The organism is Sphingomonas sp., from assembly GCF_039594485.1.
Taxonomy (GTDB): domain Bacteria; phylum Pseudomonadota; class Alphaproteobacteria; order Sphingomonadales; family Sphingomonadaceae; genus Sphingomonas.
The window spans coordinates 26544-40900 of record NZ_JBCNNI010000028.1 but is presented as its reverse complement, the minus strand read 5'-3'; the positions used below and the strand labels follow the sequence as shown (position 1 = coordinate 40900).

The 14357-nt window shown below is 67.9% G+C and carries 14 protein-coding genes; 12 read left to right on the top strand and 2 right to left on the bottom strand.

The genetic code is table 11. From position 1 onward, the window contains the following. Positions 1–7: 7 nt before the first annotated feature. The 4 genes from ftsA to ABDV78_RS13940 all read left to right on the top strand — a co-directional run bounded on the left by ftsA (position 8) and on the right by ABDV78_RS13940 (position 6558). Positions 8–1267 (top strand): cell division protein FtsA, encoded by a 1260-nt coding sequence (gene ftsA, locus ABDV78_RS13955; RefSeq protein ID WP_343527998.1) that lies wholly within the window; start codon positions 8–10, stop codon positions 1265–1267. A 119-nt stretch (positions 1268–1386) separates the two neighbouring features. Then, the gene (ftsZ, locus tag ABDV78_RS13950) at positions 1387–2916 is read left to right on the top strand and encodes a cell division protein FtsZ (protein WP_343527997.1); all 1530 of its coding nucleotides are present in this window, start codon (positions 1387–1389) and stop codon (positions 2914–2916) included. A 365-nt stretch (positions 2917–3281) separates the two neighbouring features. Beyond that, positions 3282–5369: an SPOR domain-containing protein gene (locus ABDV78_RS13945; protein ID WP_343527996.1), complete on the top strand. Its 2088-nt coding sequence runs from the start codon at positions 3282–3284 to the stop codon at positions 5367–5369. A gap of 22 nt (positions 5370–5391) precedes the next feature. Then, entirely contained in the window at positions 5392–6558 is a 1167-nt protein-coding gene (locus tag ABDV78_RS13940; RefSeq protein ID WP_343527995.1) for a deoxyguanosinetriphosphate triphosphohydrolase, read from the top strand. Between the two features lie 112 nt (positions 6559–6670). Here ABDV78_RS13940 and ABDV78_RS13935 read toward each other — a convergent pair whose 3' ends face one another. Further along, entirely contained in the window at positions 6671–6967 is a 297-nt protein-coding gene (locus tag ABDV78_RS13935; RefSeq protein WP_343527994.1) for a hypothetical protein, read from the bottom strand. Between the two features lie 215 nt (positions 6968–7182). On the opposite strand from ABDV78_RS13935, the gene argS reads away from it, so the two are divergent. From argS to tatC, 8 genes are all read left to right on the top strand, one after another. Beyond that, positions 7183–8907 (top strand): arginine--tRNA ligase, encoded by a 1725-nt coding sequence (gene argS, locus ABDV78_RS13930; RefSeq protein WP_343527993.1) that lies wholly within the window; start codon positions 7183–7185, stop codon positions 8905–8907. Further along, on the top strand, positions 8907–9650 hold the full coding sequence (locus ABDV78_RS13925; RefSeq protein WP_343527992.1) for an SPOR domain-containing protein: 744 nt from the start codon (positions 8907–8909) through the stop codon (positions 9648–9650). Before argS ends, ABDV78_RS13925 begins: the two co-directional genes overlap by 1 nt. 63 nt (positions 9651–9713) lie before the next feature. Further along, on the top strand, positions 9714–10715 hold the full coding sequence (locus ABDV78_RS13920; protein WP_343527991.1) for a glycoside hydrolase family 3 N-terminal domain-containing protein: 1002 nt from the start codon (positions 9714–9716) through the stop codon (positions 10713–10715). A 93-nt stretch (positions 10716–10808) separates the two neighbouring features. Then, positions 10809–11531 carry a ScpA family protein gene (locus tag ABDV78_RS13915; protein ID WP_343527990.1) on the top strand — a complete coding sequence of 241 codons (723 nt, stop codon included), beginning with the start codon at positions 10809–10811 and terminating at the stop codon, positions 11529–11531. Beyond that, positions 11528–12145, top strand: coding sequence for an SMC-Scp complex subunit ScpB (gene scpB, locus ABDV78_RS13910; RefSeq protein ID WP_343527989.1), 618 nt, complete (start codon positions 11528–11530; stop codon positions 12143–12145). The genes ABDV78_RS13915 and scpB overlap by 4 nt, the downstream gene beginning before the upstream one ends. A 156-nt stretch (positions 12146–12301) precedes the next feature. Further along, positions 12302–12538, top strand: coding sequence for a Sec-independent protein translocase subunit TatA (locus ABDV78_RS13905; protein ID WP_007405493.1), 237 nt, complete (start codon positions 12302–12304; stop codon positions 12536–12538). A 29-nt stretch (positions 12539–12567) separates the two neighbouring features. After that, positions 12568–13026 carry a Sec-independent protein translocase protein TatB gene (tatB, locus tag ABDV78_RS13900; RefSeq protein ID WP_343527987.1) on the top strand — a complete coding sequence of 153 codons (459 nt, stop codon included), beginning with the start codon at positions 12568–12570 and terminating at the stop codon, positions 13024–13026. Continuing rightward, positions 13023–13817 (top strand): twin-arginine translocase subunit TatC, encoded by a 795-nt coding sequence (gene tatC / locus ABDV78_RS13895; RefSeq protein WP_343527986.1) that lies wholly within the window; start codon positions 13023–13025, stop codon positions 13815–13817. The genes tatB and tatC overlap by 4 nt, the downstream gene beginning before the upstream one ends. A gap of 166 nt (positions 13818–13983) precedes the next feature. Here the strand turns inward: tatC and ABDV78_RS13890 are convergent, their stop codons facing one another. Next, positions 13984–14118, bottom strand: coding sequence for an entericidin A/B family lipoprotein (locus tag ABDV78_RS13890; protein ID WP_343527985.1), 135 nt, complete (start codon positions 14116–14118; stop codon positions 13984–13986). Positions 14119–14357: the final 239 nt, after the last annotated feature.

Below are 14357 nucleotides of genomic sequence, written 5' to 3'. Positions count from 1 at the left end.
CAAGACCATGGCGAAAATGGCACCCGAGGGGCTGATCACCGCGCTGGACATCGGATCGTCCAAGGTTTCCGCGCTGATCGCGCGCAAAGGCGACGGGGGCGAGTTGATCGTGCTGGGCACGGGCCAGCGCGAGAGCCGGGGGGTCAAGCGTGGCTATATCGCCGACATGGGCGCGACCGAGGCGGCGGTGCGCGAAGCGGTCGAACAGGCCGAGCGGATCGCGGGCCTGAACATCGAGAATGTCTGGGTCGGCTTCTCCGCCGGCGGGCTGGTGTCCGACGTGGCCGAGGTCGAGTTCGAACTGGGCGGCCATCAGGTCGAACAGGGCGATATCGACGCGCTGCTTGCCGCCGGGCGCAACTCGATCGACCCGCAAGGGCGGATGGTGCTGCACGCGCAGCCCGCCCTCTATACGCTCGACGGGCTGACCGGGGTGAAGAAGCCGCTGGGCCTCCATGCCGATCGGCTGGGCGTCCACATCCATGTCGTCGCCGCCGACGGGTCGCCGGTGCGCAACCTCGACCTGTGCGTCCGCTCGGCGCATCTGGAGGTGAAGTCGATCATCGCGGCCCCCGTGGCGACCGGCCTGGCCTGTCTGTCGGATGAGGAACGCGAACTGGGCGTCGCGCTGGTCGAAATGGGGGCGGGGATCACCAATGTCTCGCTGTTCGCGGGCGGGATGCTGGTCGGGCTGTGCTCGCTTCCCATGGGGGCGGCGGACATCACCGACGACGTGGCGTCCGCCTTCGGTACCCGGCGGCAGATGGCCGAGCGGATGAAGTGCTTCCACGGTTCGGCCAATGCCTCGCCGCGCGACAATCACGACATGATCCAGGTGACGCCGATCTCCGCCGAGGATGGCGGCGACACGATGCAGATCACCAAGGCGCAACTGATCGGCGTGATCCGCCAGCGGCTGGAGCATCAGATGGGCGAAATCCGCAAGGCGCTCCAGCATCTGAAGTTCGAGGGGCCGGTCGGGCGACAGGTCGTGCTGACCGGCGGCGGTGCGGAGTTGAAGGGCATTGCCGACTATGCCCAGCAGGCCTTGGGCCGCTCGGTTCGGATCGGTCGGCCGCGCGGGCTGTCCGGGCTGCCCGATGCGCATGGCGGACCGGCTTTCGCGACGCTGGCGGGACTGGCATTCTACGCCGCAACCGATCCCATCGACCTGCGAAGCATCGCACCGACGAACCAGACGGTGCACCGACCCAGCGGAATGGGGCTGTTTCGAAGGCTGATTCAGGCGGCGAAGGCGAATTATTAAGACAAAGCATCCGAAAATCGACGCTTTTGGGTTGGCACCAGGCCTTTGACTGGTGCACTACAGTTAATTCAGGGGCCCGATCTCAGCGTATCGATCGGGAACGGCGGAGTAGAATTGGGATGAGCATCGAATTCATCGCACCCGAGGTCGACGAACTGACGCCGCGTATCGCGGTGATCGGTGTTGGCGGTGCCGGCGGCAACGCGATCGCGAACATGATGCGCGCCGAGGTGCAGGGCGTGGATTTCCTTGTCGCCAACACCGACGCGCAGGCGCTGAAACAGTCGATCGCACCGCAGCGTATCCAGCTTGGCGCCAAGATCACGCAGGGTCTGGGTGCGGGCAGCCGTCCTGAAATCGGTCGCGCCGCGGCCGAGGAGACGATCGACGATCTGTCGAAGCTGCTCGAGGGAAGCCATATGTGCTTCATCGCGGCGGGCATGGGCGGCGGCACCGGCACCGGTGCGGCCCCGGTCATCGCCAAGGCGGCGCGTGACATGGGCATCCTGACCGTCGGCGTCGTGACCAAGCCCTTCGCGTTCGAGGGCAATCGTCGCGCCAAGTCGGCGGACGGCGGTATCGAGGAACTGCAGAAGTACGTCGATACGCTGATCGTCATCCCCAACCAGAATCTGTTCCTGATCGCCAACGCCAACACGACCTTCAAGGAAGCGTTCGCGATGGCGGACGAGGTGCTGCAACAGGGCGTGCGCGGCATCACCGACCTGATGGTCATGCCGGGCCTCATCAACCTCGACTTCGCCGACGTCCGCTCGGTGATGCAGGAGATGGGCAAGGCGATGATGGGCACCGGAGAGGCCACCGGCGACAATCGCGCGATCGAGGCGGCGCAGAAGGCGATCGCCAACCCGCTGCTCGACGGCGTGTCGATGCAGGGGGCGAAGGGCGTCATCATCTCGATCACCGGCGGCGACGACATGCGCCTGCTGGAGGTCGACGAGGCGGCGAACCATATTCGCGAACTGGTCGACCCGGAAGCGAACATCATCTGGGGCTCGGCGTTCAATCCCGAACTGGAAGGCCGTATCCGCGTATCGGTGGTCGCCACCGGGATCGACGCCGACGTCAAGGCCGCGCCGTCGCCTTCCGAGGCACAGCGCAGCAGCTTCAGCACCGGCGGCATGGCCCGCAGCAAGACCGAGGACACGCCCAGCTATCGCCCGAGCGAGCCTGCCGCCGCGACGCCGGTTCCGGCGGCTCCGGTCGAGCAGCCTGCGGCTACTGCGCCGCGCGTGACTCCGGGCGCGGCGGTGGCCGCTCCCGCGCCTGCGGTGACCACGACCTTCAACACCACTCCGGCCCCCGCTCCGGCGGCGAAACCCGCCGATGAGGACGAACTGGTCCTAGGCGCGGATACGATCGTCCCGGCACCTGCGCCGACCGCTCCGACCCAGGCGGCGGTCGAGCCCGCCCCCGGCAGCGAGGAAGCCCGCCGTCGCTGGCTGGCTCCCGGCAGCGAGGCGGGCGACGTGCCCGCACAGCCGGCTCCTCGGGTCAAGCTGGGCGGCACGCTGTTCGAGCGGATGTCGAATGCGGCCCGTGGCGCGCAGCGTGACGAAAACGCGCAGGGGGGAGGCGACTCGTCGCTGGACATCCCGCGTTTCCTGCATCGCCAGAACAACCAGTAATCGACGCCATCGGCCCGCAGCGGCGGGCCATGGTCGGGAAGGCCCGTGCGACCTGTCGCGCGGGCCTTTTTCGTGTCCGCTGCAAGAGAGGGAGGGTGGGGTCGCTGGTCCCTTCCCCACAAGCCGCGACGCCCCTCCGTCTGCCACCTTCCCTTCCAGTGGGACGGACGTGGCGCGCCGACAGCGTGTGGGAATGGGGGCGCGCACAGGATGCGGACGGGTGCAACGTCGCCATGGTCCGCCACCCGATTTGCGCGTCCCTTTGCCTCATCCCTGTTGGTCGACGGCAGGGAGCGATCGGCCGCGTGAGGGGTGCAATGCCCATTGCTGTTCGGGTCGAAACACGCTTTATGGGATAAAGTCCCATGACGTTCCCATTCCTTTCCCGCGCCAGGCTGGCGCTCGCACTGGCGCTGTCGACCGCGCCTGTTCCTCTCCTCGCACAGGAGGTCGTGCAGCCGCTGCCCGGCACGACCGACGCCGATCGGCTGGGCGACGTGATGCGTCGCGTCGCGCAGAATCCGCGCGATGTCGGTGCGCTGGTCGAAGCCGCCGAATTGTCGATCCGGCTCGATGACCTGTCGGGCGCGGCGTCGCTGCTGGCGCGCGCGGAAAAGGTCGACCCGCGCGATCCCCGGATCAAGGCGGGGATGGGGTCGATCCTGGTGCGTTCCGAACGGCCGGGTGAGGCGCTGCGCTATTTCGCGCAGGCCGAGAGCGCGGGGCTGTCGCCTGCGACATTCGCCGCCGACCGGGGGTTGGCCTATGACCTGACCGGGGACCAGCCGCGTGCGCAGCGCGACTATCGCCTGGCATTGTCGACCGCGCCTGACGACGAGGTCCTGCGGCGCTACGCGCTGTCGCTTGGTATTTCGGGACAGCGCGAGCGTGCGCTGGAACAGCTCGATCCGTTGTTGCGCAAGACCGATCGGGCGGCATGGCGCGCGCGCGCCTTCATCCTGGCGATGGGCGGTGACCTGGGCGAGGCCACGCGAATCGCCAATACGATGATGCCCGCGCAACTGGCGCAGGGGCTTCAGCCATTCTTGCAGCGCCTGCCGACCTTGCCCGCCGTCGACCGCGCCTTCGCGGTGCATTTCGGCGAGACGCGTGCGACGCCGGAGCGCCTGGCCGATGCACGGCTGGCCCCGACGCTCGCGCCGCTGGCCCCGGAAGCGCCGGTGGCGCTCGCCGCCGCATCGACCACGCCGGTGGCAGCAACCCCGGTCCGGGCGGGCGAGTCCCGTCGCGGCGGTCGCCGATCGGGGCGTGAGGCACGCGGTAGCACCTTGGCCGACGCGCGCACCGTCGCTCCGGTCGTGGCGGCGACGCCTGCATCGACGCAACTCGCCTCGACCGTGCCGCCACGCGCCGTCCAGCCGCAGCCGGGCTTCGCCACTGCGCTGCCCGCACCCACCACCGGGTCGAGCGCTCCGGTTGCGGTCGCCGCGACGACGGGCCCGATGATCCAGCCGCTGCCGGCTGCGCCGGTCGCCGCACCGCCGAGCCGGTTGGCGCAGACGACCGCGACGGTGCAGCCTTTGCCCGCCACCGCCACCGCCACCGCCACCGCCACCGCCATGCCGTCCCAGTCGCCGCCCGCTGCGGTCGCGCCGATGCAGATGGTGCAGGCGATTCCCGTCGAGCCCAAGCCTGCCCCCGTGGCCACCACCCCGGCCGAGCCGGTCAAGCCCGCACCTGTCGCCGTCGCGGCGGCACTTCCTGAGCCGCCCAAGCCCGAGCCGGTGACGCGTGCGAGCCGTGGCGGCGGGCGTCGGCCGTCGCTTGCGGCGGCGCGGGCCGTGCGGGAGGATTCGGTGCTGGCGCGGATCGTGGCGAACCTGTCCATCCCGGCGTCCGAACTCGGCGTCGAAGAGCCTGAGCGTCGGGCCGCGCTCGCCGCCAACGCCTCGATGGGCAGCGGATCGCAGCGTGTGCTGGCGGAGGCGCGCGCCAAGGTCGAGCGCGATCATGAGGCGCGCGAAAAGGCGGCCGAGGCGATCGAGCCCGCAGCGCGTCCATCGACCCGCGACGCCAAGACCGCCGCCGCCGACCGCAAGGCCCAACAGGCCAAGGCGCTCGCCGACAAGAAGGCCGCCGCCGCCAAGAAGGCGGAGGCCGAGAAAAAGGCCTTGGCCGACAAGGCCGAGCAGGAGGAAAAGCGGCGCGCCCGCGCCAATCCCGAACGCATCTGGGTCCAGGTGGCGGGCGGCGCGAACGAGGATGATCTGTCCAAGGCCTGGGCGGCGACCAAGGCCAAGGCACCCGCCGTTTTCGCCGGCAAACAGGGCTATAAGACCCCGTTGCGCGCGACCCACCGGGTGCTGACCGGCCCTTTCAAGACCGATGCGGAAGCCCGCGCCTTCGTCAACAAGCTCGCCAAACAGGGTGTCTCGGCCTTCCCGGTGACGAGCGAGGCGGGGCAGGCGGTGACGCGGCTCGACGCCAAGTGATCGGACGGCGGAGCGCCGCGTCATGACGGCTTTCGCGCCCTGGGCATCCTATCCCGACCGGAGCCGTGGCCGTCGCCATGACGAACCCGGTGGCCTGGAGCGGGGGCCGCGCGATGCGTTCCAGCGCGACCGCGATCGGATCATCCATTCGATCAGCTTCCGCCGGCTGCGCCACAAGACCCAGGTCTTCATGGCGCCCGATGGCGACCATTTCCGCGTCCGCCTGACCCATAGCCTGGAGGTGGCGCAGATCGGGCGCACCATCGCACGGACGCTGGGGCTGAACGAGGATCTGACCGAGGCCCTCTGCCTGGCGCATGATATCGGCCATCCGCCCTTTGGTCATGCGGGGGAGGATGCGCTCAAGGCCGCGCTCGCCGATCAGGGCGGGTTCGATCATAACGGCCATACGCTGCGCACCCTGACCAGGATCGAGCGACCCTATCCGCGCTGGGACGGCCTGAACCTCAGTTGGGAGACGCTGGAGGGACTGGCCAAGCATAACGGGCCGGTCCGTCATCCGGGTTGGGCGCTCGTTGAGGCGGATGAAGGCTTTCCGCTCGATCTTGGCAGCCACGCCTCGCTGGAGGCACAGGTCGCGGCGCTGGCGGACGATATCGCCTATGACAATCACGATATCGATGACGGCCTGCGCGCCGGGCTGCTGACGCTGGACCAGATGCTGGCGGTGCCGCTGGTCGCGCGGGGGTGGGAGGCGACCTGTGCGCGATTCCCCGATGTCGCCCCGAAGCGTCTGGCGAGCGAACTCATCCGTTCACAGATCGGCGTGATGGTGAACGATCTCGTCGCCGAAACGCGGGCGCGCATAGCCGAGAGTGGGGTGGGGGACGTCACCGATGTTCGCGCGGCGGGGCGTGCCCTGGTCGGTTTCTCCGAGTCGATGCGGACCGAGGAGCGCGACCTGAAGCGGTTCATGTACGCCAACCTCTATCATCACCCCCGGCAATTGGCGGCGGCCGATGCGGCGCACGGGATCGTCAAGGGGCTGTTCGCCGCGTATCGCGACGACCCGACGCAATTGCCCGCGGAGTGGCGCGAGCGCCTGCCAGAGGCCGAACCCGCGCGCAGTCGGCATATCGCGGATTTCATCGCGGGGATGACGGACCGTTATGCGGTGCGGCGCTACTGCGAGATCGTGGGCGAGATCGACCTGCCCGAAGGCTTTTGAGGCGGGTCGGTTCCATCGTTCGCCGGGCGGGATCGCGTCCGATGACCGATGCAGAACGGCCCGCCCTTCCGGTCGGAAGAGCGGGCCGCCAGCCCCGTCAGGGGAAAAGGGATTAGCGTGCGGTCGTGTCGACGCCCGCGCCCAGCGCGCCCTTGGCTTCATAGGTGCTGAACGACACCGGGGTCTGGCCGGTGAAGCCGGTCACCTGATGACCGCGCACGATGAAGCGGAACGTCTCGCCACCTGGATAGCGACGGCCCTGGATCACCGGATTGCCGTTCTCGACCGTCCGGGTGTAGACATAGGTGCTGCCCTCGTGGACGAAACGCTGTTCGCCCTCGGCGGCGACTGCGCCGATGGTGGGAATGGCGGCGATGGCGGCGGCCAGAATCAGAATGGTCTTGCGCATGATCGAAACTCCCGCGTTGTGCGTTGAGCCGGATCAGGTCCCCTCGTGTGCTTTCGTATACGGATTTATTGCGGTGCAGCAGGGGTCGCAACTGCAAAGGCATCCCTCAAAGATGCAGTCTGTGCAATCGTGCGGCGTGACCGGACAAGCAAGATTTGAAGCGGTCGCCCGATTTCGCTAGAGCGCAACGCTTTCTCACCCGATCGGACGATGTGATGACCCTCTACACCCGCTTTGCCGCGCATATCGATGCGGCGCTGGACACGCTGGTCGCCGCCGGCACGCTGCCCGGCGGGCTGGATCGCCGCAACGTGACGGTCGAGCCGCCGCGCGATGCCAGCCATGGCGACCTCGCCACCAACGCCGCGATGGTGCTGGCCAAGCCCGCCGCGACCAACCCGCGCGCGCTGGCGGAGGCGCTGGCGGCCGAGCTGGGCAAGCTGGACGAGGTGGAGAGCGTTTCGGTCGCCGGGCCGGGCTTCCTCAACATGCGGCTGACCGATGCGGCGTGGCGCGACGAACTGGCGGCGATCCCGGCGGCGGGGGGCGATTATGGTCGCTCGACGCGTGGGAATGGCGTGACGGTCAACATCGAATATGTCTCGGCCAATCCGACCGGGCCGATGCATATGGGCCATTGCCGGGGGGCGGTGGTCGGCGACGCGCTCGCCACCCTGTTGGAGTTTGCGGGTCATAAGGTCATCCGCGAATATTATGTCAACGATGCGGGCGGACAGGTCGATGTCCTCGCCCGTTCGGCGCATCTGCGTTATCGCGAGGCGCTGGGCGAGACGATCGAAATCCCCGAGGGCCTCTATCCGGGCGAGTATCTGAAGCCGGTGGGCGAGGCGCTCGCCGCCGAGTTCGGCGACCGCTATGTCGACGCGCCCGAAGGCGACTGGCTGATCCTGTTCCGCACCCGCGCGGTGGCGGCGATGATGGCGATGATCCGCGAGGATCTGGCGCTGCTCGGCATCCATCACGACCTCTTCTCCTCGGAGGCCGAGTTGCAGGCGGCTGGCAAGCCCGAAGCGGCCGAGGCCGAACTGCGCGCGCGCGGCCTGGTCTATGACGGCGTTCTCGAAGCGCCCAAGGGCGAGACGCCCGAAGACTGGGAGCCGGTCGAGCTGCCGCTGTTCCGTTCCAGCCAGTTCGGCGACGACCAGGATCGCCCGATCAAGAAGTCGAACGGCGCCTGGACCTATTTCGGCGCCGACCTCGCCTATCACTATCAGAAGGCGCAGACCGCCGACCAGTTGATCGACATCTGGGGCGCGGACCATGCGGGCACCGTCAAGCGCATCGTCGCGGCGGTCGAGGCGCTGACCGGCGGCAAGACCAAGTTCGACGTGAAGCTGGTCCAGATGGTCCGCCTGCTGCGTGGCGGCGAGCCGGTGAAGATGTCCAAGCGCGCGGGCAATTTCGTGACGCTGGCCGATGTCGTGCGCGAGGTCGGCAAGGATGTGGTGCGCTTCACCATGCTGACCCGTCGGGCCGATGCGCAGATGGATTTCGACTTCGCCAAGGTGGTCGAGGCGTCGAAGGACAATCCCGTCTTCTACGTGCAATACGCCCATGCCCGCATCGCCTCGCTGAAGCGTCGCGCGGCGGAGGCGGGAATTGAAGGCGGCACCGCCGACCTGTCGCTGCTCGACGCCGAGGATCTGGCACTGGTGAAGCTGGCCGCGCAGTTCCCCCGCATCGTCGAGACCGCCGCCGCCGCCCGCGAGCCGCACCGGATCGCCTTCTATCTCTATGACCTGGCGGCGGCGTTCCACGCGGCCTGGAATGTCGGCAACGACCGCGTCGATCGTCGCTTCCTGATCGCGGAGAACGCCGATGTCACGCGCGCGCGTCTTTTCCTCAGCGAGGGGATCGGGCAAATCATTCGTAACGGTTTGGCGCTCATGGGTGTCGAAGCGGTGTCGGAGATGAAGTGATGGCGAACGAGATGGACCTGCGGGGATACGACCAACAGGAAGAGGATCGTCTTCCCTGGTTGGAAACCGTCGAGGCCGATGAGCCGGAAGGCGTGAGCATCGGCAAGGTGGTGGCGCTGGTTATCCTGGGCCTCGCCATCCTCGCTGCGGTCGGCTTCGGTCTCTACAAGTGGCAGGCGCGAACCGCTGCGGCGGACGGTGACGGTGCGCTGATCGCCGCGCCCGAGGGGGATTACAAGGTCCGCCCGGCCGATCCGGGCGGCCTGAAGGTGAAGGGTGAGGGCAATACGGCCATCGCGACCAGCGCGGGCAAGCCGGGTGGCAGCGGCGCGATCGATCTGCGCGCGGTGCCCGAGGCGCCGATGAACGGCACCCGCGTCGTCCAGAAGCCTGCCGAGCCCAATGGCGGCCGCAATGCCGTGGCGCAGGTGCCCGAATCGGGCGGCAAGCTGGTCGCGCCCGCCCCCGTCACCGCGCAACGTCCCGCCAATGCCGGGTCGATCGGCAGCGGATCGATGGTCCAGCTTGGCGCCTATCCCAGCGAGTCCTCGGCCAATACCGCCTGGGATCGCTTCTCCAAGCGCTTCTCCTATGTCGCGGCGCTGGGCAAGGTGGTTCAGCCGGTCGCGTCGAATGGCAAGACCCTGTATCGCCTGCGCGTGAATGCCGGGTCCGCCAACCAGGCCGCCGATATCTGCGGCCGCCTGCGTGTGGCGGGCGAGAGCTGCTTCGTCGCAAGCTGATCGATCACGCCCCCTGGCCATGCGTGTCACCGCGCATGGCGGCACGGGGCCGGAGCGCATGTCATGATCCCCGTCATTTTTGGCCTGTCCGGCCCGGTTCTGACCCCCGACGAACGAGCCTTCTTCGCCTCGGTCGAGCCGGCCGGCTATATCCTTTTCAGGCGCAATATCGTCGATCGGGTACAGCTTCGCGCGCTGACCGATGACTTGCGCGCACTGGCGGGGCGGGACGATCTGGCGATCCTGATCGATCAGGAAGGGGGGCGGGTCGCCCGCATGGGGCCGCCCGAATGGCCCGCTTTCCCCGCCGGGCCGGTGTTCGCCGCGCTGTATGACAAGGCGCCGATGTCGGCGATCCAGGCGATGCACGCCAATGGACAGGCGCTGGGTGTGATGCTGCGCGAGGTGGGAATCACCGTCGACTGCGCGCCGCTGCTCGACGTGGCGCAACCCGATACCACCGAGGCGGTCGCCTGCCGCGCCTATGGCTCGGCGCCGATGCAGGTCGCCGCCCTGGGCCGTGCGATGCTCGACGGGCTGGCGGCGGCCGGGGTGGTCGGGGTGGTCAAGCATATGCCGGGCCATGGCCGGGCGCTGGTCGATTCGCACCACCTGCTGCCCACCGTCACCGCCGACGAAGCAGCGCTGGAGGTCGATCTCGAACCCTTCCGCACCCTCGCCGCCGCGCCGATGGGCATGACCAGCCATATCGTGTTCGAGGCCTGGGACGCCGAACGCCCGGCAACCCTGTCGCCCGTTGTGATCGAACGGATCATCCGGGGGCGGATCGGGTTCGATGGTCTGTTGATGACCGACGATATCGACATGAAGGCCCTGAGCGGCACGGCGGGCGAAAAGGCGGTCGGCGCGCTGTCGGCGGGATGCGATCTTGTTCTCGATTGCTGGGCGCGCATGGACGAGATGGTCGAGATTGCGGGCCGCGTTCCCCCCATCACGGATGCTGCCCGCGCGCGGCTGGACCGGGCGATGGCCAGTGTCGGGCCGGGGCAGGGCGACTTCGCCGAACTGATCGCACGCCGCGACGCGCTGCTGGCATTGGCCTGACCCGCCCATCATCCTCCCCATCCCGGATGGGGGATCGTGCGCGCGTCAAGGGCATCTCGCCATCGTTCGGCATCGCCGCTAGGGTCTTTCCCGATGACGGGGGAGCAGCTTACACTGGATCTGGACGGGTGGGAGGGACCGCTCGACCTGTTGCTGTCGCTGGCCCGGTCGCAGAAGGTCGATCTGCGCCAGATTTCGATCCTCGCGCTCGTCGAGCAATATCTGCGCTTCGTCGACCGGGCGGGGCGGATGCAGTTGGAGCTGGCGGCCGATTATCTCGTGATGGCGGCGTGGCTAGCCTATCTCAAATCCGCGCTGTTGCTGCCCCGCCAGCCCGAGGAGGAGCCCGATCCCGAGGACATGGCGCTGCGCCTGCAACTCCGGCTGGAACGACTGGCCGCGATGCGCGAGGCGGGAGCGCGGTTGATGGCGCGCGACCGGCTGGGTCGCGACGTCTTCGCCCGGGGCGCGCCGGAGGGGCTGGCCGTCCAGCGCAAGGCGTTGTGGCAGGCCGAGTTGTACGACCTGATCGCCGCCTATGGCCGGATCAGCGCGCGGACACGGCCGGTCATGCACGTCGTCGCCGATCGGCAGGTCATGACGCTGGAGGCGGCGCTGGAGCGTGTGTCCATGCTGGTCGGCAGCCGCATCGACTGGTCGGCGATCGAGACCTTCCTGCCCGATGGCAGCGAGCGGCTGCGGCGTTCGGCGCTGGCGTCCAGCTTCCTCGCGGTGCTCGAACTCGCGCGGCAGGGGAAAGTGGAACTGCGTCAGGCGGCGCCCTTCGCTCCCTTGCTGATCCGGCGGCCGGCATGAGTACGCTCGACCCCACGGTGCGCGCGGTGGAGGCCGTGCTGTTCGCCTCGCCCGAACCGATGAGCGTGGATTCGATCCGCGCCCATGTCGGTGTGGGAAAGGGCGGAACGGACATCCGCGCCGCGCTGGAGCAACTGGAGGCGCAGTATCGCGGGCGCGGCATCGCGTTGGTCCGGCGCGGCGACCGCTGGCATTTCCAGACGGCGCCGGACCTCGCGCATCTCTTGCGCCGCGATCGCGAGGAAACCCGCCGCCTGTCGCGCGCCGCGATCGAGACGCTGGCGATCATCGCCTATCACGAACCCGTCAGCCGCGCCGAGATCGAGGCGATACGCGGGGTCGCCATCTCCAAGGGCACGCTCGACGTGCTGATGGAGGCGGGCTGGGTGCGTCCAGCCGGGCGGCGCGAGGTGCCTGGGCGACCGCTTCTCTATGCCACCACCCCCGCCTTTCTCCAGCATTTCGGGCTGACCAGCCGGCGCGACCTGCCTGGCCTGGAGGATCTGCGCGCCGCCGGACTGCTCGATCCCGTCGATCTTGCGCTGGAACGGCTGGAGGATGAGCGCGAGGCGGCGGAGGAGCATGAGGCCCGAAATCGGGACGATGGCGCGTGAACGCTTTCCTTCGCGTCGCCGTCGCGTCACAATGGCACGGCAAGGTCGGGCTCGACCTTTGTAATCCCATTGCAATCGGGACCGCTGTGCACCGCTGAACCATTGCCGCTGGCGACGCCAGGGCCTAGATAGACTATAAATTCCAGGAGACGTGCCATGGGCAGCTTTAGCCCGATTCACCTGCTTGTCCTCGCGATTGTCGCGATCCTTCTGCTCGGCGGCGGCCGTTTCTCCAACCTGATGGGCGACGTCGCCAAGGGCGTGAAGAACTTCAAGAAGGGCATGGCCGAGGAAGACGAGAAGCCCGCCAAGCCGTCGGCGCGGATCGAGGCCCAGAAGTCGGCCGAGCCCGCCTTCGACCGTGACGGCGAGCGCGTGCGCGACGATCGTTGATCCGCTCCGCGAGCTGATACCGGAGTTCCATGTTCAACATCGACTCGAGTGAGTTCCTGCTGGTCGCCATCGTGGCGCTGGTGGTGATCGGACCCAAGGACTTGCCCAAGGCGATGCGCGTCGTCGGCTATTGGGTCGGCAAGGCGCGTGGCGTCTCACGCCAGTTCCGCCAGGGCTTCGACAATATGGTCCGCGAAGCCGAACTGGAAGAAATGGAAAAGCGCTGGGCGGCGGAGAATGAGCGGATCATGCGTGAGCATGCCGCCGATGCGCCCCCCAGCATCGACCTGGCCGCCACGCCTGCGACGACCGAGCCCGTGCCGCATGACGGATCGCAGGCACCCGCACTGCCCGCGCCTCATGGAGACGCTACCCCGCCTCACGATCACAGCGACCAGCCGGTGATGGTGGAAAAGCCCGTGGTCGCGCCCGCGCCCGCCGATGCCACGCCGTCCGCGCCGCGTCCCAATGAAGGGGCCGCCTCGTGAGCGAGCAGGACGAAATCGACGCCAGCCGCGCGCCGCTGCTCGATCATCTGATCGAACTCCGCCGCCGGCTGCTCTATTGCATCGTCGCCATCGCGATCGGCTTTGGCGTGTCGATGTATTTTTCGGAAGCGATCTTCGGCTTCCTGGCCAGGCCGCTGCTGGCGGCGGGACAGGGCACGCTGGTCTATACCCAGATCTTCGAGGCGTTCTTCGTCCAGGTGAAGGTCGCCTTCTTCGCGGCGATGATGATCTCCTTCCCCGTCATCGCCAACCAATTGTGGCAGTTCGTCGCGCCGGGGCTGTACCGCCAGGAGAAGCGGGCGCTGCTGCCCTTCCTGCTCGCGACGCCGGTGCTGTTCCTGATGGGCGCGGCGATGGCCTATTATGTTGCCATCCCGATGGCGCTGCACTTCCTGCTGGGCTTTGACGGCATGGTCGGCGGCGTGCGGCGCGAGGCGCTCCCCGCCATTGGCAATTATCTGTCCTTCATCATGCAGTTCCTGTTCGCGTTCGGCCTGGCGTTCCTGCTGCCGGTGCTGCTGATGCTGTTGGAGCGGGCGGGGATTGTGACCCGCAAGCAACTGATCGCGTCGCGGCGCTATGCAATCGTCGCGGCGACGGCGATCGCGGCCGTGCTGACCCCGCCGGACCTGATGTCGCAGGTCCTGCTCGCGGTGCCGCTCATCATCCTCTACGAGCTCGCCATTATCGGCATCTGGTTCACCGAACGCAGCCGTGCCAGGCATGCGGCCGATGAGGCGGACGAGGGGGAAGCAGACGCTACGGTTTAGCGCCGGCGGCTGCATCGCTTGTTCGGCAAGGCCTCGGCGGTAGCCGGGGCCTTTTTTCGTTGCCGGGAGGTGCGATCTTCGACGTCGTTCAGGCCCGGCGGCAATCCAAAGAAAAAGGGCCCAGGCGCAACCGCCAGAGCCCTTTTCCATCAGCCGGGTGAATGGCTTACTTTGCGCTGTCCGCCGTCTTGGCGACGGTGTTGCCTGCCGAGCTCACATCGCGGCCTACGCCCTCGACGGTATTGCACGCGCTGACCAGAAGCGCCCCGGCGACGATTGCCAGACCCATGAGCTTGCGCATTCCTTATCTCCTTGTTGAAATCCGTAGACGCCCAATGCGCCAAGGAGTTTTTCGTTCCGGGCCTGTCACGGCCCGAAAAAGGAGAAAATGGGGTGGAAAAAATTTAAGGCCTGGAAGCGTCACCGGGGGGGGAGGGTGGACGCTTCCAGGCCTATGGATTGGACAGCGAGAGCGGGGGGGCATAAGTTCGCTATCCGAAGAGCAGAACCCGCTGATCGGGCAAGGGTTCCCGGCTTTTT